Annotated in this window: 12 protein-coding genes and 1 pseudogene; 7 read left to right on the top strand and 6 right to left on the bottom strand. The window is 67.7% G+C overall.

Translation table 11 applies throughout. From position 1 onward, the window contains the following. Window positions 1–5: 5 nt before the first annotated feature. Window positions 6–860 (bottom strand): IclR family transcriptional regulator C-terminal domain-containing protein, encoded by an 855-nt coding sequence (locus tag G4G00_RS03930; RefSeq protein ID WP_108751533.1) that lies wholly within the window; start codon window positions 858–860, stop codon window positions 6–8. A 101-nt stretch (window positions 861–961) separates the two neighbouring features. Then, window positions 962–3,385 (bottom strand): membrane-bound PQQ-dependent dehydrogenase, glucose/quinate/shikimate family, encoded by a 2,424-nt coding sequence (locus G4G00_RS03925; protein ID WP_164271378.1) that lies wholly within the window; start codon window positions 3,383–3,385, stop codon window positions 962–964. A 299-nt stretch (window positions 3,386–3,684) separates the two neighbouring features. Here G4G00_RS03925 and G4G00_RS03920 point away from each other — a divergent pair, with 299 nt between their 5' ends. After that, window positions 3,685–4,224 (top strand): adenine phosphoribosyltransferase, encoded by a 540-nt coding sequence (locus G4G00_RS03920; RefSeq protein WP_108752856.1) that lies wholly within the window; start codon window positions 3,685–3,687, stop codon window positions 4,222–4,224. A gap of 349 nt (window positions 4,225–4,573) precedes the next feature. On the opposite strand, the gene dbpA is transcribed toward G4G00_RS03920, so the two are convergent. Then, complete coding sequence (dbpA, locus tag G4G00_RS03915) at window positions 4,574–5,950, bottom strand: ATP-dependent RNA helicase DbpA (RefSeq protein WP_108755980.1); 1,377 nt, start codon at window positions 5,948–5,950, stop codon at window positions 4,574–4,576. Between the two features lie 126 nt (window positions 5,951–6,076). Then, window positions 6,077–7,156 (bottom strand): YeiH family protein, encoded by a 1,080-nt coding sequence (locus G4G00_RS03910; RefSeq protein ID WP_164271375.1) that lies wholly within the window; start codon window positions 7,154–7,156, stop codon window positions 6,077–6,079. A 100-nt stretch (window positions 7,157–7,256) separates the two neighbouring features. Between G4G00_RS03910 and G4G00_RS03905 the strand changes: the two genes are divergently transcribed. From G4G00_RS03905 to G4G00_RS03895, 3 genes are all read left to right on the top strand, one after another. Continuing rightward, window positions 7,257–8,174, top strand: a complete 918-nt coding sequence (locus tag G4G00_RS03905) for a LysR family transcriptional regulator (protein WP_164271372.1) — start codon at window positions 7,257–7,259, stop codon at window positions 8,172–8,174. Further along, window positions 8,162–8,539 (top strand): hypothetical protein, encoded by a 378-nt coding sequence (locus G4G00_RS03900; protein WP_164271369.1) that lies wholly within the window; start codon window positions 8,162–8,164, stop codon window positions 8,537–8,539. The genes G4G00_RS03905 and G4G00_RS03900 overlap by 13 nt, the downstream gene beginning before the upstream one ends. 174 nt (window positions 8,540–8,713) lie before the next feature. After that, on the top strand, window positions 8,714–10,597 hold the full coding sequence (locus G4G00_RS03895; protein WP_108752861.1) for an ATP-binding cassette domain-containing protein: 1,884 nt from the start codon (window positions 8,714–8,716) through the stop codon (window positions 10,595–10,597). 224 nt (window positions 10,598–10,821) lie between these two features. On the opposite strand, the gene G4G00_RS03890 is transcribed toward G4G00_RS03895, so the two are convergent. Both G4G00_RS03890 and G4G00_RS03885 read right to left on the bottom strand, forming a co-directional pair. Beyond that, the gene (locus tag G4G00_RS03890; protein WP_108752862.1) at window positions 10,822–11,283 is read right to left on the bottom strand and encodes a cytochrome c; all 462 of its coding nucleotides are present in this window, start codon (window positions 11,281–11,283) and stop codon (window positions 10,822–10,824) included. A 9-nt stretch (window positions 11,284–11,292) separates the two neighbouring features. Next, window positions 11,293–11,688, bottom strand: a complete 396-nt coding sequence (locus G4G00_RS03885) for a c-type cytochrome (RefSeq protein ID WP_108752863.1) — start codon at window positions 11,686–11,688, stop codon at window positions 11,293–11,295. Between the two features lie 217 nt (window positions 11,689–11,905). Between G4G00_RS03885 and G4G00_RS03880 the strand changes: the two genes are divergently transcribed. The 3 genes and pseudogenes from G4G00_RS03880 to G4G00_RS03870 all read left to right on the top strand — a co-directional run bounded on the left by G4G00_RS03880 (window position 11,906) and on the right by G4G00_RS03870 (window position 19,655). Then, window positions 11,906–13,063, top strand: a complete 1,158-nt coding sequence (locus G4G00_RS03880; RefSeq protein WP_164271366.1) for an efflux RND transporter periplasmic adaptor subunit — start codon at window positions 11,906–11,908, stop codon at window positions 13,061–13,063. Window positions 13,064–13,125: 62 nt separating this feature from the next. After that, window positions 13,126–16,578: pseudogene (locus tag G4G00_RS03875) on the top strand (efflux RND transporter permease subunit); the annotation flags it as partial. Continuing rightward, window positions 16,575–19,655, top strand: a complete 3,081-nt coding sequence (locus G4G00_RS03870) for an efflux RND transporter permease subunit (protein WP_164271360.1) — start codon at window positions 16,575–16,577, stop codon at window positions 19,653–19,655. The pseudogene G4G00_RS03875 and the gene G4G00_RS03870, both read left to right, overlap by 4 nt. The last annotated feature ends 30 nt before the right edge of the window (window positions 19,656–19,685 follow it).

The raw sequence follows: 19,685 nt of genomic DNA, 5'->3' as shown, positions 1-19,685 counted from the left end.
TTGGCTCAATGCAGCAACGACCCCAGCTGCTGCGCGGCTTCGCGCAGGCGCGGCAGCAACTGCGACTGCATCACGCCCAGGTTCACGCGGCCGGCCTGGGTGCCGATGTTCAACGCGGCAATCACCTCGCCACTGCGCGAACGCACCGGCACGGCGATCGAACGCAGGCCGATCTCCAGCTCCTGGTCCACCAGTGAAACGCCTTCGCGGCGGACCTTCTCCAGCGTTTCCAGGAAATCATCCATGCGGGTGATCGTGCGCTCGGTGCGCGGGCGCAGGGGCGTGCGTTCCAGATAGCCTTCCAGCGTGTCGCGCGGCAGGGCCGCCAGCAGCACCCGGCCCATCGAGGTGCAGTACGCCGGCAGGCGGCTGCCCGCGCGCAGGCCGATGGACATGATGCGCACGGTCTCGGCACGCGCGATGTACAGGATGTCGTCGCCATCGAGCACGCCCAGCGAGCAGGATTCGTGCACGTCGTCGCGCAGTGCATCCAGCACCGGTTGCGCGGCGGCGGTCATCGACGAAGACGCCACGTAGGCGCCGCCCAGCCCCAGCACGCGCGGCAGCAGCACATAGCCGCGGCCCTGTTCGCCCACATAGCCCAGCTTTTCCAGCGTGTACAGCACGCGGCGCACCGCCGCACGCGAGATGCCGGTGTCGCTGCTGATCTGTGACATGGTCACTTCGCGCGGATGCTGCGAAAACACGCTCAACACGGCCAGGCCGCGGCCGAGCGAGGTCATGAAATCCGGATCGCCCTGGTTGCCCTGGATCTGCTGCATCAACTCATGGGCCAGCCCGCGCTCCTGTGGCGGGGCCGGGGAACGCTTGGGGCGGCGGCTGGGAGGAACAGCAGGCATGGCAACCGGTTTCATCTACGTAAGCCCTGCATGGTAAGCGCTGGGCCGCAGGATCGGTACCCGCACGCCGTGGCCACGATGGGCCACGGCGTGGACACGGTTCACTTGCTCTGCGGCAACGCGTAGGCGATCACGTAATCGCCGCGGTCCGGCGACTGGCGCGCGCCACCGGCGGAAATCACCACGTACTGGCGGCCGGTCTTCGGCGAGACATAGGTCATCGGCGTGCCCTGGCTGCCTACCGGCATGCGGGCCTTCCAGACTTCCTTGCCGCTGCGGCTGTCGTAGGCGCGCAGGTAGTAATCCTGGGTGCCGGCGAAGAACAGCAGGCCCGACTGCGTGGCCAGCGAACCGCCCAGCGTCGGCATGCCGATCGGGATGGGCAGGTGCATCTTGATGCCCATCGGCCCGGTGTCCTGCACCGTGCCCACCGGCACCTGCCAGACCAGCTTGTGGGTGGCCAGATTGATGGCCGACATCGTGCCGAACGGCGGCTGCTGGCAGGGAATGCCCAGCTTGGACAGGAAGCGGTCACGCAGCGAGCCATATGGCGTGCCGGTCTGCGAAGCGGCGCCCATTTCCACACCACCATCGCCGCTGGTCATCTGCGCACGCGGAATCAGCTTGGTCCACAGGCCCAGGCGCATGTCGTTCACGAACAGGTAGCCGGTGGTCGGGTCGACCGAGGCGCTGCCCCAGTTCATGCCGCCCAGCGAACCGGGCCACTGCAGGGCCAGGTCTTCGCCCGGCGGGGTGTACATGCCGTCGTAGCGGAACTGCTTGAACTGGATGCGGCACAGCATCTGGTCGATCGGCGTGGCGCCCCACATGTCCGATTCGGTCAGCGTCTGCGCGCCGATCTGCGGCAGGCCCACCGACAGCGGCTGGGTGGCGGCGTAGCGCTCGCCCTGGGCGTTGCCCTGCGGTGCGGGAATCTCGCGCACTTCGGTGATCGGCTGGCCGGTCTGGCGGTTCAGCATGAAGATCTGGCCGGCCTTGGTGATCTGCAGCAGGGCCGGCAGCGTGCCGCCCTTGCCGTCGGGCACATCGGTCAGGGTCGGCTGCGCGGGCAGGTCGTAATCCCACAGGTCATGGCGCACGGTCTGGTAGACCCAGCGCTCCTTGCCGGTGGCTACGTCGAGCGCGACCACGGCCGAGCTGTACTTGTCGTCCTGCGGGGTGCGCTCGCCGGCCCACTGGTCCGGCGTGGTGTTGCCGGTGGGCAGGTAGACCAGACCCAGCTGCGGATCGTAGGCCATCGAGGTCCACACGTTCGGCGTGGCGCGGGTGTAGTGGATCGACGGATCCAGCGGCACGTCCGGGGTTTCCTTGGACAGATCCCAGACCCAGGCCAGCGCGCCGGTGCGCACGTTGTACGCACGCACCACGCCGGACGGTTCGCCCACTTCAATGTTGTCGGCTACGCGGCCGCCGACCACGATCAGGTCACCGGCCACCAGCGGTGCGGCGGTCAGGGTGTAGAAGCCGGGCTTGATCTCGCCCATGCCCACCTTCAGGTCGACCACGCCGTTGCTGCCGAAGTCCGGGCACAGCGCGCCGGTCTTGGCATCCAGCGCGAACAGGCGGGCATCGATGGAGGTCATCAGGATGCGCTTTTCGCAGATCGCCGGCTGGCCCACTGCAGCGGCGACGCTGGGGGCCGGTGCGGACGGCTCGACCGCAGCGGCCGGCGCGGCGATGGCGGTGCTGCTGTCGAAGTACCCCAGGCCGCGGCAGCGCTGCCAGTTCGGTGCAGTGGCCTTGGGATCGAAGGCCCAGCGCTGCGTGCCCGAATCGGCATCGATGGCGATCACCTGGTTGTGCGGGGTGCACAGGTAGAGGGTGTCGCCGATCTGCAGCGGGGTGTTCTGGTCTTCGGCGCCGAAGCCGTTGCTTTCCGGCACATCGCCGGTGCGCGCGGTCCAGGCCACCTGCAGCTGCTGCACGTTGTCGGGGGTGATCTGGTCCAGCGCGGCGAAGCGGGTGCCGGCGGTGGTGTTGCCCCAATGCATCCAGTCACGCTGCTCGCTGCCCTTGGCCACCGGCACCACCGGCGGCACATCGCCGGCGGCGGACACCACCGGGCGCGGCTGGAAGGCCGACACCGCGGTGGCCAGCAGGCCCACCAGCAGCACGGCGGCAACGCCGTAGGCACCGCGGCCGGCCCCTGCGCCACGGCTGCGCCGCAGCAGCGGCCAGGCCAACGCCACCAGCAGGGCCAGCACCGCCGGCATCACCAGGCGCGAGACCAGCGGCCAGAAATTCCAGCCGGCATCGACCAGCGCCCACACCACGGTGGCCACGAAGGCGGCGCCGTACAGCAGCGCACCGGCCGGGCGGCGCGCCAGCAGCAGGGCACCGGCCAGCGCCGATGCCAGACCCATCAGCAGGAAATACCAACTACCTCCCAGCAGGGCCAGGCGTACACCGCCGACCAGCAGGGCCAGGCCGAACAGTGCCACCAGAATGCCGAGCAGAACCAGCAGCACCCGGCACAGGGCCGGAACTTTCGTCGTCTCGTCCACGTTGCATGAACCTCGTATCGAAAAACCCCACGGCCGTGGGGGAAGGCCCGCGCGCGCCAGGCGTGGCGGGGACCGTTCGGCATCCCTGGCTGCGGGCCGTCCAGCGGGCGGGCAGGCAGTGACCTGCTTATGGCGCAGGCGGAGTGAATGGCCGGTTAGGGCGATTATCGCACGTATGTGCGATTTTGGCGTGACATCGGGCAGGCCACGAATGGAACGTTGCGGCGCGCCCATGCCGGGAACGGGCAGCGTTCAGGCGAACCGGTTACCCTATGCCGCCATACAAGCTGGTAGCTGCAATGACCGACGCCACCGTGGCCGTCCCCGCCTGGGCCTCGCGCCTGCGCGATATCGCTGATTTCCCCAAGCCCGGCATCCTGTTCAAGGACATCATGCCGCTGCTCGCGCACGGCGAAGACTTCCGCGGCGCGATCACGGCCATGGCCGATCGTTGGCGCGACCAGAAGCTGGATGCGGTGGTCGGTATCGAATCGCGCGGTTTCATCCTGGGCGCGGCCATGGCGCTGGAACTGGGCGTGGGCTTCGTGCCGGTGCGCAAGCCGGGCAAGCTGCCGGGCAAGGTGCTGCGCGAGGAATACACGCTGGAATACCGCAGCGACTGCATTGAGGTGCACGCCGATGCGCTGCACGCCGGTGCGCGCGTGGCCATCATCGATGACGTGCTGGCCACCGGCGGCACCCTGGTCGCCGCGCTGTCGCTGGTGCGCCGCCTGGGCGTGGACGTGGTCGGCGCCGGCGTGCTGGTGGAACTGGACGGCCTGGGTGGCCGTGGCCGCTGGGAAGCTGATCTGCCGCTGCACACCGAACTGGTGTTCTGAGCGGGGAGCCTGAGCCGGTAGGCTTTGGTAGGTGCCAACCTTGGTTGGCACTGCTGTTCGCGCGACCTGTGGAGCGCCAACCAAGGTTGGCGACTACCAGACCACGGTGATTCGCTTTGGTAGGTGCCAACCTTGGTTGGCACTGCTGTCCGCGCGATCTGTGGAGCGCCAACCAAGGTTGGCCACTACCAGATCGCGGTGATTCGCTCTGGTTGGCACCGGTTGGCAACTACCAGATGGCGGTGATCTGCTTTGGTAGGTGCCAACCTTGGTTGGCACTGCTGCTCGCGCCATCTGTGGAGCGCCAACCAAGGTTGGCGCCTACCGGATCACTGTGGCGCCTACCCGATCACATCATCCGCACGCGGAAGCGGCGGCCCTTGATCTTGCCGGCTTCCAGCTTCGCCACGGCCTTGTTCACCTGTTCGCGGGCGATGGCCACGTACGAGCGGGTGGGGAAGATCGCGATCTTGCCGATGTGCTTGCCCGACAGGCCGGCATCGCCGGTCAGCGCACCCAGGATATCGCCGGGGCGCAGCTTGTCCGTCTTGCCGCCATCGATGCGCAGCGTGCGCATGGCCGCCTGCGGCAGTTCGGCCGGGCGCGAGGTCGCCAACGGGGTCTTCTGCCAATCCAGCGGCTGGCCCATCTGTGCTTCGATCGCCTCGGCACGGGTCTTCTCGCGGCCTGCCACCAGGCTGATCGCCAGACCGCTGGCACCGGCACGGCCGGTACGGCCCACGCGGTGCTGGTAGCTCTCCACGTCGGTCGGCAGTTCGTAGTTGATCACCGCCGCCAGTTCTTCCACGTCCAGGCCACGGGCGGCCACGTCGCTGGCCACCAGCACGTTGCAACTGCGGTTGGCCAGGCGCAGCAGGACTTCCTCGCGGTCGCGCTGTTCCATGTCGCCATGCAGGGCGAGTGCGGAGAAGCCGAACTGCTGCAGCGAGTTGGCCACTTCGTCCACATCCTTGCGGGTGTTGCAGAACACCACCGCCGATTCCGGCGTGTACTTCAGCAGCAGGCCGGCCAGCGCCTTCTGCCGGTGCGCCGGTTCCACTTCGCAGAACAGGTGGCGGATGGCCGGGGCCTGGTCGGCGCCTTCCACGGTGACTTCCACCGCATCGCGCAGCAGGTCGCGGGCGATGGCGCGGATGCTGTCGGGGAAGGTGGCCGAGAACAGCAGGCTCTGGCGATCCTTGTGGGTGCGGCCGGCGATCTCGCGGATGGGTTCTTCAAAGCCCATGTCCAGCATGCGGTCGGCTTCGTCCAGCACCAGCGTGCGCACCGCGCCCAGGTTCAGTGCGCGCTTGCGGGCCAGTTCCTGCACGCGGCCGGGGGTGCCCACCACCACATGCGGGTCGTGGCCTTCCAGCGATGCCAGCTGCGGGCCCAGCGGCACGCCACCGACCAGGGTCAGCAGCTTCAGGTTGGGAATGCCGGTGGCCAGCTTGCGGATCTGCTTGCCGACCTGGTCGGCCAGTTCGCGGGTCGGGCACAGCACCAGCGCCTGCACGCGGATCAGGCTGGGGTCGATGGCCTGCAGCAGGCCCAGGCCGAAGGCGGCGGTCTTGCCGCTGCCGGTCGGCGCCTGTGCGATCACATCGCGGCGGTCCAGGATGGCGGGCAGGCTCTGCGCCTGGATCGGCGTAAGCGTGGTGTAGCCGAGGGCGTCCAGGCCGGGCTGCAGGGCCGGGCTCAGCGGCAGGGTCGAAAAGTCAGTCATGGCGCATTGTACCTGTCTGCGGCCAAGCGCCCGTGGTGCGGCGGTCATCCACGCATGGCGTGGATCTACTGGCGGGTGCCGACCGCCCTACCTTTGGTGGGTGCCGACCGTTGGTCGGCACTGCCCTCAGCCCAGCACCGCCAGCACGCCCTGGTGGATCGCCAACCCACCCAGCAGCAGCCACGCAAACAGCACCAGCGCCAGCAGCAGCGGCTTCAGCCCGGCCTGGCGCAGTGCAGACACATGGGTGGTCAGGCCCAGCGCGGCCATCGCCATCGCCAGCAGCACCGTATCCAGCTGCACCAGCCCGGCCTGCAAACCTGCCGGCAGCACATGCAGCGAATTGAAACCGGCCACCGCCACGAACCCGAACGCGAACCACGGCACCACGATGCGCGGGGCCGTGCCTTCACCAGCCGCCTTGCCGCCGCGCGCCAGCCACAGCGACAGCCCCACCAGGAACGGCGCCAGCAGCATCACCCGCACCATCTTGGTGATCACGGCGGTATCGGCGGCGGCCTCGCTCACCGCGCGCCCGGCGGCCACCACCTGCGCCACCTCGTGCACGGTGGCACCGGTGAACAGCCCGTACTGGCGCGCGTCCATGGCCAGCCAGCCATGCGACTGTGCCAGCGCAAACAGGGCCGGGTACAGGAACATGGCCAGCGTGCCGAACACCACCACCGTCGACACCGCCACGGTCACCTGCGCGGCGCGCCCGCGCACCACGGGTTCGGCGGCCATGACCGCCGCCGCGCCGCAGATCGCGCTGCCGGCACCGATCAGCATCGCCGCTTCGCGCTCCATCCTGAACACGCGCACGCCCAGCCAGCAGGCCAGGCCGAAGGTGCTGGCCACCACCAGCGCATCCATCAGTACGCCGGCCACGCCCACCTGGCCAATGTCCTGAAAGGTCAGGCGCAGTCCGTACAGCACGATGCCCGCGCGCAACAGCCAATGCTTGGAAAAGCCGACGCCGGCTGCGCTGGCGGGGGCCAGTCGCGGGTAAAAGGTGTTGCCGACCACGATGCCGGCCACGATGGCCACGGTCAGCGCGCTCAGGCCATGCGCCTGCAGCCACGGCAGCTCGGCCAGGTACAGCGACGCCCCGGCCAGCAGACCCACCAGCAGCAGGCCGGGAAGGCGCGGCTGCCAGCGCTGGCGCAGAGCGGGCAGGGACCAGGGAGTCAGGGCAGGGGCGTTCATGGCGGGCGGGCATGGAGGAGGTGCGCTCAGCCTGCGCCCGCGCGGCCTACCTGTAAAACGAATACTATGGGTGAAAACTACCTATCAAGCAGGTAATCGCATGCGCCTGACCCTGCGCCAGCTACAGGTCTTCGTCGCCATTGCCGACCACGGCAGCACCACGGCCGCCGGGCAGGCGATCGCCCTCTCGCAATCGGCCAGCAGCGCGGCCCTGCAGGAGCTGGAAGCGCACTTCGGTACGCCGTTGTTCGACCGCATCGGCCGTCGCCTGGTGCTGAACGGGCATGGCAGGGCACTGCTGGAACCGGCCCGCACCCTGTTGGCGAACGCCGCCGACCTGGAACGCCACCTGGCGGCAGGCGGCACGCCGGGGCGGGGCGCACCGCTGCGCCTGGTGCTGGCCGCCAGCACGACCATCGGCAACTACCTGCTGCCCGCACGCATTGCGGCCTTGCTTCGGCAGGCCCCGCAGGCCGAAGTCGACCTGCGCATCGACAACAGCGCCGGCGTGGTGGCCGCCGTGCAGCGGCTGGACGTGGACGCTGGCCTGATCGAAGGCCCGTGCCACGAGCGCGGCCTGCAGGTAACGCCGTGGCAGCAGGACCCGCTGGTGATCGTTGCTGCCGCAGACGCCCCCGCGCGCTGGTCGCTGGACGAACTGCGCGCCGCCCGCTGGCTGCTGCGCGAGCCCGGTTCCGGCACCCGCGAAGCGGTGGAGCAGGCCCTGCTGCCGCACCTGCACGGTTTCGCCCAGACCCTGCAGTTGGGCAACACCGAAGCCATCAAGCAGGCTGCCATCGCCGGGCTGGGGGTGGCCTGCCTGTCGCGCCACGCGGTGGAAGAGCCGCTGGCGCTGGGCCGCCTGCAGGTGCTGGACACCCCGTTGCCCGCCCTGCAGCGCACCCTGTGGCTGGTACGCCACCCCGGCAAGCATTGGCTGCCGGGGTTGCAGGCGTTGCTGGGGGATGCAACCCTGCCACCGCGTATTGGCAACCCGAACGGATCATGCGAGCGATAGAGAGACTCAGCCGCGACCTGGGCCTGCCACCCGCTGACAGCCTTAGCCAGGACTGGGCCTACGAACTGCCCGACCCGTATCGGACCGACGCCTGGTTGGACCGGTACCTGGCGGCATATCACGACAGCGGCTATCCGCCGGACGTCAGGCATGCGCTGATGACCCTGGCCCTGGACGTAAGCAATGATCTGCTTGGCGCGGGTGCCAGGCCGGATGATCGCAGCATTGCCGCCGTACTCGCCGCGCTGCGTCAGGATCGTCACGAGCACCACGCCCTGATCGAGTACTGGGCGCTGGAGGGGCAGCCATTCGACGACTGCTTTGCCCTGACCCCTGAGGTCAGAAAGATCAAGGCTGCACGCTGAGCCCCGCCCCGATCGAGCGCCGGAAGCTGCCGGAGCCGGGGCGGTAGCGTAGACCGTTGGTCGACTATCGCGGGCAGCGCGGGCGTCAGAGAGCAGTCGACTGACAGTCGACTCTACCCGTCGACGCTACCCGCCGAGATTCCGGCTGACCTCCCCAACCCTTACACTATGGGGATGCCTCTGATTACTCTGCAGAACGTCGACTTCAGCGTCGGCGGCCCGTTGTTGCTGGAAAAGGCCGAACTGTCGATCGAGCCGGGCGAACGCATCGCCCTGATCGGCCGCAACGGCGCCGGCAAATCCACCCTGCTCAAGCTGCTGTCCGGCGACCACAAGCCTGATGACGGCGAAGTGCGCGTGCAGCAGGGCGTGCGCGTCACCCGCTTGGAACAGGAAGTGCCGCACGGCGCCGCCGGTTCGGTGTTCGACGTCGTGGCCGACGGCCTGGGCGAACTGGGCCAGTGGCTGGCCGAATTCCACCACCTCAGCCATGCCGAGGAATTCGACGGCGAAGCGCTGGGCAACGTGCAGGCCAAGATCGATGCCGCCAACGGCTGGGGCCTGGACCAGCGCGTCAGCGAAACCCTGACCAAGCTCGACCTGGACGGCGAAGCCGAATTCGGCCGCCTGTCCGGCGGCATGAAGCGCCGCGTGCTGCTGGCCCGCGCGCTGGTGTCCAGCCCAGATGTGCTGCTGCTGGACGAACCGACCAACCACCTGGACATCGAAGCCATCGACTGGCTCGAAGCCTTCCTGAAGGGCTGGAGCGGCAGCGTGGTGTTCGTCACCCATGACCGCCGCTTCCTGCGCGCGCTGGCCACCCGCATCGTCGAAATCGACCGCGGCCAGGTCACCAGCTGGCCGGGCGACTGGGCCAACTACGAGCGCCGCCGCGAGGAACGCCTGAACGCGCAGGCGCAGGAAAACGCCCGCTTCGACAAGCTGCTGGCGCAGGAAGAAGTCTGGATCCGCCAGGGCATCAAGGCCCGCCGCACCCGCGACGAAGGCCGCGTGCGCCGCTTGAAGGCGATGCGCACCGAGCGCTCGCAGCGCCGCGACCTCAGTGGCAACGTCAAGATGGAAGCCGCCCAGGGCGTCAGCTCCGGCAAGAAGGTCATCGACGTCAAGGACATTTCGTTCGCCTTCGGCGAGCGCACCATGGTCCGCGACTTCACCACCACCATCCTGCGTGGCGACCGCATCGGCCTGATCGGCCCCAACGGCAGCGGCAAGACCACACTGCTGAAGTTGCTGCTGGGTGAGCTGCAGCCGGCCAAGGGCGAAGTCAACGCCGGCACCAACCTGCAGATTGCCTACTTCGACCAGTACCGTGCGGTGCTGCGCGAAGACTGGAGCGCGATCGAGAACGTGGCCGAAGGCCGCGATTTCCTCGAATTCAATGGCAAGCGCAAGCACGTGCATGCCTACCTGCAGGACTTCATGTTCACCCCCGAGCGCGCGCGTGCGCCGATCACCCGCCTGTCCGGTGGCGAGCGCAACCGCTTGCTGCTGGCCAAGCTGTTCGCGCAGCCATCCAACCTGCTGGTGATGGACGAACCGACCAACGATCTGGACGTGGAAACCCTGGAGCTGCTGGAAGAGCTGCTGGGCGAATACACCGGCACGCTGCTGCTGGTCAGCCACGACCGTGATTTCATCGACAACGTGGTGACCTCCACGCTGGTGATGGAAGGCGACGGCGTGATTGGCGAATACGTGGGCGGTTACAGCGACTGGCAGCGCTACGCGGCCAGCATCAGCAGCCCGGTAGCACCGGTGGTGGCCAAGCTGGCGCCGGCCGTGGCGCCGGCACCGGCCGCTGCCGAACCGGCCGCCGCCAAGCGCAAGCTCAGCTACAAGGAAGCGCGCGAGCTGGAGCAGCTGCCCAAGACCATCGAAAAGCTGGAAGGCGATGTGGAAGGCCTGACCGCGGCGATGAACGACCCCTCGTTCTACACCCGCAGCAGCGCCGAAGTGACCGCCCACACCCAGCAGTTGGCCAAGGTGCAGGCCGAGCTGGACGCGGCGTACGCGCGCTGGGAAGAGCTGGAAGGCTGATCGCCTGGGGTTCGTGCGGACCAAGGTCCGCACCTACCAAAGCCGGCGCCCGGTAGATCCACGCCATGCGTGGATGGCGGATTCGTGCGGACCAAGGTCCGCACCTACCAACGCCGGCGCCCGGTAGATCCACGCCATGCGTGGATGGCGGATTCGTGCGGACCAAGGTCCGCACCTACCAACGCCGATGCCCGGTAGATCCACGCCATGCGTGGATGGCGGGGTCATTTCACCCCGTGCAGGTCCCGCAGCTGGCTGGTCCGGCTGCCGAAGTACGCCGCCAGATCCGCAATGTCCTGGTCGCTCAGGTCTTTGGCCTGCGGCGTCATCAGGGCATGTTCTCGGTCGCCGGCGCGGTAGGCCTGCAGCGCATGGGCCAGGTAATCGCCGTACTGGCCGCCCAGCTTGGGGTAGGTCGGGTCGATCGGCGCGTTGCCGTCGGCACCATGGCAATCGATGCAGCTCTGGTTGGTGGCCTTGCCCTTCACCTTGGCGCGGGCCTCGCCGGCGGCTTCGCGCCCGGCCGGCAGGCCGGCCGACGATGACGAGCCGTGCTCGCCACTGGCATGGCCAGGGTCGGCGGCGGATTTTTCGCTGTTTTCCACCTGCGACTGCGAACAGGCGGCCAGCAGCAGGGCGACGGACAGGGCGATGGCGTGACGCACGGGATGCGCGGCTTTCGACATGGGCGGGCCTTACTTGACGGTGGACAGGTAAACAGCGAGATCGGCGATCTCCTGTTCGCTGAAGCTCATCGACTGCGCCTGCATCGTCGGATGCCGACGCTTGCCCTGGCGGTATTCGGTCAGGGCCTGGGTCAGGTACTGCTGGCTCTGGCCACCGATCTTGGGCACCCGGTAACTGGGGTAGGCGTTCTTGTAGCCGGTGATGCCATGGCACCCCTGGCAGGTGTAGGCCAGCACCCGGCCATTGTCGAAATTGCCGCTGGGTGCGGCAGGCGCCGGCGTGGCGGCAGGTGCCGGGGCCGGTGCGGGTGTGGCAGGTGCAGAAGCAGGAGCGGGCTGTGCGGCGGCCCCAAGGGGCAGGAGGACGGCCAGAGCGAGACAAGCGGCGAGCGGCTGCGGGCGCATGATGTCGTTTCCGGGATTCGGGTCTGGTCGTTCCGGCGTGGGGTACGGAACGGTCCCGAGTATAGCCGCAGGTTTCATCTAGCTGAAATGGGGGCGGTCCGACCAGCGGCGTGAAGGCACCATGACCTTTGGGATATGGTGTGGCCGTGAAGTGGTGCATTACTTTGGTAGCACACCTGTCCACACCCCCGTCCACGCATCTTCCAGGGACCTGACGATGTCGTACTCCAACTTGCTGCCGGGCCCCCGCAGCGCAACCTGTGCTGCCGCGCTGCTGCTCACCACCTCCCTGCTGCTGAGTGGCTGTGCCGCCGGGCCCAACAACGAGGCCAAGGCCGAAACCAAGGACGAGAAGAAGGTCGATGCGGTACCGGTGGAAGTGGCCGTGGCCAGCCATCGCGCCGTGGCGGCCAGCTACACCGGCACGGCTGCGCTGGAACCGCGCGCCGAATCGCAGGTGGTGGCCAAGACCTCCGGCGTGGCGCTGGCGGTGCTGGTGGAAGAGGGCCAGCGGGTTTCCGCCGGCCAGCCGCTGGTGCGCCTGGACCCCGATCGCGCACGCCTGGCCGTGGCGCAGAGCGAAGCGCAGCTGCGCAAGCTCGAAAACAACTACCAGCGCGCGCAGAAGCTGGTGGGCCAGCAGATGGTCAGCGCCGCCGACGTGGACCAGCTGCGCTACGACCTGGAAAACATGCGCGCCCAGTACCGCCTGGCCACGCTGGAACTGTCCTACACCACGGTGGTGGCGCCGATCTCCGGCGTCATCGCTTCGCGCTCGATCAAGACCGGCAACTTCGTACAGATCAACACGCCCATCTTCCGCATCGTCGACAACTCGCGGCTGGAGGCCACGCTGAACGTGCCCGAGCGCGAACTGGCCACCCTGCGTGCCGGCCAGCCGGTCACGTTGTCGGCCGATGCACTGCCGGGGCAGAGCTTCACCGGCACGGTGGACCGCATCGCGCCGGTGGTCGATTCGGGCAGCGGCACCTTCCGCGTGGTCAGTGCCTTCGATGGCGCCGCGCACGCCCTGCAGCCGGGTATGTTCGGCCGCATCCGCATCGACTACGACCAGCGCGCCGACGCACTGGTGGTGCCGCGCCTGTCGCTGCTGGACGATGGCGAACCGGCAGTGTTCCGCGTGCGCGCCGGCAAGGTCGCCCGCGTACCGGTGAAGCTGGGCTACGCCGAAGGCCCTTGGGTGGAAATCCGCGAAGGCCTGGCCGCCGGTGACCAGGTGGTCACGGCCGGCAAGGTGGCGCTGCGCGATGGCACGGCCGTGCAGGTCATCGCCGATCCCAACGCCAAGGCCAAGGCCAAGCCGGCCACGGTGGCCGCGGCCAAGCCCGCAGACAAGGCCGGGAGCCAGCAATGACCGCCCCGGGCCACGACCACGGTGCCTCGCCGGCGAGCGACGGCGCCGCCTCCGGCATGCGCGGCGGCCTGGTGGAATTCGCCACCCGCCGCCGCGTCACCATCGCCATGTGCACGGTCACCCTGCTGCTGTTCGGCCTGATCGCGCTGAGCAACCTGAAAGTGAACCTGCTGCCGGACCTGAGCTATCCCACGCTCACCGTGCGCACCGAATACACCGGCGCGGCACCGACCGAAATCGAAAGCCTGATCAGCCAGCCGGTGGAAGAAGCGGTGGGCGTGGTCAAGAACCTGCGCAAGCTGAAGTCGGTTTCGCGCACCGGGCAGAGCGATGTCGTGCTCGAATTCGCCTGGGGTACCAACATGGACCAGGCCAGCCTGGAAGTGCGCGACAAGATGGAAGCGCTGAACCTGCCACTGGAGGCCAAGGCCCCGGTGCTGCTGCGCTTCAATCCGTCCACCGAGCCCATCATGCGCCTGGTGCTGTCGACCAAGGCCACCCCGGCCAGCGATGAAGACGCGATCCGCGAACTGACCGGCCTGCGCCGCTATGCCGACGAAGACCTGAAGAAGAAGCTGGAACCGGTGACCGGCGTGGCCGCGGTGAAGGTCGGCGGTGGCCTGGAGGATGAGATCCAGGTGGACATCGACCAGCAGAAGCTGGCCCAGCTCAACCTGCCCATCGACACCGTCATCAAGCGGTTGAAGGAAGAGAACATCAACATCTCCGGCGGCCGCCTGGAGGAGGGCTCGCAGCGCTTCCTGGTGCGTACCGTCAACCAGTTCGCCGATCTGGAAGAGATCCGCAACCTGCTGGTCACCACCCAGTCGTCCAACGGCAGTGCCGCCGATTCGGCCCTGCAGCAGATGTTCACCATCGCCGCCTCCACCGGTTCGGCCGCCGCCGTTGCCGCTGCGTCGGCCGCGCAGAGTGCCTCTTCGGGCAATTCCAGCGTGGTCGCCAACGGTGTGCCCGTGCGCCTGAAAGACGTGGCCACCGTGCGCCAGGGTTACAAGGAACGCGAAGCAATCATCCGCCTGGGCGGCAAGGAGTCGGTGGAGCTGGCCATCTACAAGGAAGGCGATGCGAACACCGTTGCCACCGCGCAGGCCCTGCGCACGCGCCTGGAACAGATCAAGAGCACCTTCCCGTCCGACGCCGAACTGACCACCATCGAGGACCAGTCGCGCTTCATCGAACACGCCATTGCCGATGTCAAAAAGGACGCGGTGATCGGTGGCCTGCTGGCCATCCTCATCATCTTCCTGTTCCTGCGCGATGGCTGGTCCACCTTCGTCATCAGCCTGTCGCTGCCGGTGTCGATCATCGCCACGTTCTTCTTCATGGGCCAGCTTGGCCTGAGCTTGAACGTGATGTCGCTGGGCGGTCTGGCCCTGGCCACCGGCCTGGTGGTGGACGACTCGATCGTGGTGCTGGAAAGCATCGCCAAGGCGCGCGAACGTGGCCTGGGCATCCTGCAGGCGGCCATCGTCGGCACCCGTGAAGTGAGCATGGCGGTGGTGGCCTCCACCCTGACCACCATCGCCGTGTTCCTGCCGCTGGTGTTCGTCGATGGCATTGCCGGCCAGCTGTTCCGCGACCAGGCGCTGACCGTGGCCATCGCCATTGCCATTTCGCTGCTGGTGTCGATGACCCTGATCCCGATGCTCAGTTCGCTGAAGGGCCGCCCGCCGCTGGCGTTCCCGGAAGAACCCGGCGCCGAAGCGTGGCGGCCGGACAGCCGCTGGCAGAAGCCGGTTGCGCTGGGCCGTCGCGGGTTCGTGGCCAGCGTGCGTTGGAGCTTCTTTGCCCTGGCCTGGCTGGTGGTGCGCGTGTGGCGCGGCATCGTGGCCGTGGTCGGCCCGGTCATGCGCAAGGCCAGCGATATCGCCATGAAGCCCTATGCTGGCGCCGAGCGCGGTTACCTGCGCCTGCTGCCCAATGCCCTGGCCCATCCGGGCAAGGTGCTGGGCCTGGCCGGGCTGGCCTTCGTGGCCACCATGGCCATGGTGCCGATGCTGGGCGCGGACCTGATTCCGCAGCTGGCCCAGGACCGCTTCGAAATGACCGTGAAGCTGCCCGCCGGCACGCCGCTGAAGCAGACCGATGCGCTGGTGCGCGAACTGCAGCTGGCCCATGGCCAGAGCCAGGGCGTGGCCTCGCTGTACGGCGTCAGCGGCAGCGGCACCCGGCTGGATGCCAGCCCCACCGAAAGCGGTGAGAACATCGGCAAGCTGACCGTGGTGATGGCCGGTGGCGGCAACGCGAAGACCGAAGCGGAGATCACCGAGCGCCTGCGTGACAGCATGGGCCAGCACCCGGGCGCGCAGGTCGACTTCGCGCGGCCGGCCTTGTTCAGTTTCTCCACGCCGCTGGAAATCGAGCTGCGCGGGCAGGACATGGCCACCCTGGAAGTGGCCGGCCAGCGCCTGGCCGCGCTGCTGCGTGGCAACGCGCACTACGCCGACGTCAAATCCACCGTGGAAGAGGGCTTCCCGGAAATCCAGATCCGCTTCGACCAGGAACGCGCCGGTGCGCTGGGCCTGACCACCCGCCAGATCGCCGATGTGGTGGTGAAGAAGGTGCGCGGCGACGTGGCCACGCGCTACAGCTTCCGCGACCGCAAGATCGACGTGCTGGTGCGTGCCCAGGAAGGCGACCGCGCCAGCGTGGACAGCATCCGCCGGCTGATCGTCAATCCGGGCAGCACCCGTCCGGTCACCCTGGATGCAGTGGCCGACGTCATCGCCACCAGTGGCCCCAGCGAGATCCACCGCGCCGACCAGACCCGCGTGGCGGTGGTCTCGGCCAACCTGCGCGACATCGATCTGGGCGCGGCCATGCGCGAAGTGCAGCAGATGGTGGCCGAACAGCCGCTGGGTGCCGGCGTGGGCCTGCATATCGGCGGGCAGGGCGAAGAACTGGCGCAGGCCGCCACCTCGCTGATCTTCGCCTTCGGCCTGGCCATCTTCCTGGTCTACCTGGTGATGGCCTCGCAGTTCGAATCGCTGCTGCACCCGTTCGTCATCCTGTTCACCATTCCGCTGGCGCTGGTCGGCGCCATCCTGGCGCTGATGCTGACCGGGAAGCCCATTTCGGTGGTGGTGTTCATCGGCCTGATCCTGCTGGTCGGCCTGGTCACCAAGAACGCGATCATCCTGATCGACAAGGTGAACCAGCTGCGCGAAGCCGGCGTGGCCAAGCACGAAGCACTGGTGGAAGGGGCACGCTCGCGCCTGCGGCCGATCATCATGACCACCTTGTGCACGCTGTTCGGCTTCCTGCCGCTGGCGGTGGCGATGGGCGAGGGCGCCGAGGTGCGCGCGCCGATGGCCATCACCGTGATCGGCGGCCTGCTGGTGTCCACCCTGCTCACCCTGCTGGTCATTCCGGTGGTGTACGACCTGATGGACCGCCGCGGCGATGCCTATTACCGCGAACGCGGCCGCAAGCACGCCGGTGAAGGCCTGCACGGTGCCACCGGCAGCGCGGCGGGCGCGGAGGAACCGGCATGAGCGTTGCCGAGTTTTCCATCCGTCGCCCGGTCACCACCATCATGTGTTTCGTGTCGCTGGTGGTGGTCGGCCTGATCGCCTCGTTCCGGCTGCCGCTGGAAGCGCTGCCGGACATCTCCGCGCCGTTCCTGTTCGTGCAGATTCCCTACACCGGCTCCACGCCGGAAGAGGTGGAGCGCACCATCATCCGCCCGGTGGAAGAGTCGCTGGCCACCATGACCGGTATCAAGCGCATGCGCTCGTCGGCCACCGCCGAGGCGGCGTCGATCTTCATCGAGTTCAGCGATTGGGACCGCGACATCGCCATTGCCGCGTCCGATGCGCGCGAACGCATCGATGCGATCCGCAGCGACCTGCCCGACGATCTGCAGCGCTACAACGTGTTCAAGTGGTCCAGCAGCGACCAGCCGGTGCTGAAGGTACGCCTGGCCAGCACCACCGACCTGACCACCGCGTATGACATGCTGGACCGCGAGTTCAAGCGGCGCATCGAACGCATTCCCGGCGTGGCCCGCGTGGACATCACCGGCGCGCCGCCGAACGAGGTCGAGATCGCCATCGACCCGAACCGGCTGAACGCCCATGGGCTGAGCATCAACGAATTGAGCGAGCGCCTGCGCACGCTGAACTTCTCGATCTCGGCCGGGCAGATCGACGACAACGGCCAGCGCGTGCGCGTGCAGCCGGTGGGCGAGATCACCGACCTGCAGGAAATGCGCGACCTGGTGATCAATGCCACCGGCCTGCGCCTGGGCGATATCGCCGATGTGCGCCTGAAGCCGGCGCGCATGAACTACGGCCGCCGGCTGGACGGCAACCCGGCGGTGGGCCTGGACATCTACAAGGAGCGCAGTGCGAACCTGGTGGAAGTCTCACGCGCGGCGCTGGCCGAAGTGGAAGCGATCCGCGCGCAGGATTCCATGCGCGATGTGCAGATCAAGGTGATCGACAACCAGGGCAAGGCGGTCACCTCCTCGCTGCTGGAACTGGCCGAAGCCGGTGCGGTCGGCCTGATCCTGTCGGTCACCGTGCTGTTCTTCTTCCTGCGCCACTGGCCGTCCACGCTGATGGTCACCCTGGCCATTCCGATCTGTTTCACCATCACCCTGGGCTTCATGTACTTCGCCGGGGTCACCCTGAACATCCTGACCATGATGGGCCTGCTGCTGGCGGTGGGCATGCTGGTGGACAACGCCGTGGTTGTGGTGGAAAGCATCTACCAGGAACGCGAGCGCATGCCCGGGCAGCCGCGGCTGGCCTCGATCATCGGCACCCGCAACGTGGCCATCGCGCTCAGCGCCGGCACCCTGTGCCACTGCATCGTGTTCGTGCCCAACCTGTTTGGCGAAACCAACAACATCAGCATCTTCATGGCGCAGATCGCGATCACCATCTCGGTCTCGCTGCTGGCCTCGTGGTTGGTGGCCGTCAGCCTGATTCCCATGCTGTCCGCGCGCATGGCCACGCCCAAGCTGGTGCATTCGCAGACCGGCGTGATCGCGCGCCTGCAGCACCGTTACGCGAAGCTGCTGGACTGGTCGCTGCGCCACCGTGGCTGGAGCCTGCTGGGCATCGTGCTGGTGGTGCTGGTCAGCCTGGTGCCGATGAAGCTGACCAAGGTGGACATGTTTGGCGGCGAGGGTGGCAAGGACATCTTCATCGGCTACATGTGGAAGGGCGCGTATACCTACCGGCAGATGTCCGAGGAAGTGGGCCGCGTGGAAGCCTGGATCGAAGAGAACCGCGAGCGCCTGCACGTGCAGCAGGTGTATTCCTGGTACAGCGAACAGGAAGGCAGCTCCACCGTGGTCACCCTGGACGAGAAGCACGCCAAGGACATCAAGGCGCTGCAGGAAGAGATCCGCAAGGGGCTGCCCAAATCCGCTCGTACCGATTACTTCGTCGGCAACCAGGGCGGCGATGGCGGCGGCGGTGGCAACCAGGGCGTGCAGGTGCAGCTGGTGGGTGATTCCAGCACCCTGCTGCAGGAGATCGGCCAGGAAGTGCTGCCGTTGCTGGCGCAGCGCAGCGAGCTGCGCGACGTGCGCATCGACAACGGCGAAAAGGGCGGCGAGCTGAAGGTGCACGTCGACCGCGAACGTGCCGCCGCCTTCGGCTTCAACGCCGAACAGGTGGCCAGCTTCGTCGGCCTGGCCCTGCGTGGCGCACCCATGCGCGAGTTCCGGCGTGGCGACAACGAAGTGCCGGTCTGGGTGCGTTTCGCCGGTGCTGAACAGAGCAGCCCGGAAGACCTGGCCGGCTTCAGCGTGCGCACCGGCGATGGCCGCAGCGTGCCGCTGCTGAGCCTGGTCAGCGTGGATGTGGGGTCCTCGGCCACCCAGATCGGCCGCACCAACCGCCAGACCACGCTCACCATCAAGGCCAACCTGGCCGAGAAGATCACCGCACCCGACGGCCGCAAGGCGATCGAGGCCGTGCTCAAGCCGATGAACTTCCCGGCCGGCTATGGCTACAGCTTCGACGGTGGCGACTACGGCAACGACGATGAAGCCATGCAGCAGATGGTGTTCAACCTGCTCATCGCGCTGGTGATGATCTACGTCGTGATGGCCGCGGTGTTCGAATCGCTGCTGTTCCCGGCGGCGATCATGAGCGGCGTGCTGTTCTCGATCTTCGGCGTGTTCTGGCTGTTCTGGATCACCGGCACCTCGTTCGGCATCATGTCCTTCATCGGCATCCTGGTGCTGATGGGCGTGGTGGTGAACAACGGCATCGTGATGATCGAGCACATCAACAACCTGCGGCGTGGCGGCATGGGCCGCACCCAGGCATTGGTGGAAGGCTCACGCGAGCGCCTGCGCCCGATCATGATGACCATGGGCACAGCGATCCTGGCAATGGTGCCGATCTCGCTGACCAACACGCAGATGTTCGGCGATGGCCCGGAATACGCCCCGATGGCGCGCGCGATTGCCGGCGGCCTGGCGTTCTCCACCGTGGTCAGCCTGCTGTTCCTGCCCACGATCTACGCCCTGCTGGACGACCTGCGCAACGCCGCCGTGCGCCTGATCCGCCGCGCCCGCGGCCTCGACAAAACCGCGGCCACCGCTGCGTAGCGTCGAGCTTGCTCGACTACCGCCAATGGC

The sequence above is a fragment of the Stenotrophomonas sp. B1-1 genome, assembly GCF_010894375.1.
Lineage (GTDB): Bacteria > Pseudomonadota > Gammaproteobacteria > Xanthomonadales > Xanthomonadaceae > Stenotrophomonas.
Note: the sequence above shows the minus strand (reverse complement) of the source record. Positions and strands in the feature narration are given on the sequence as shown.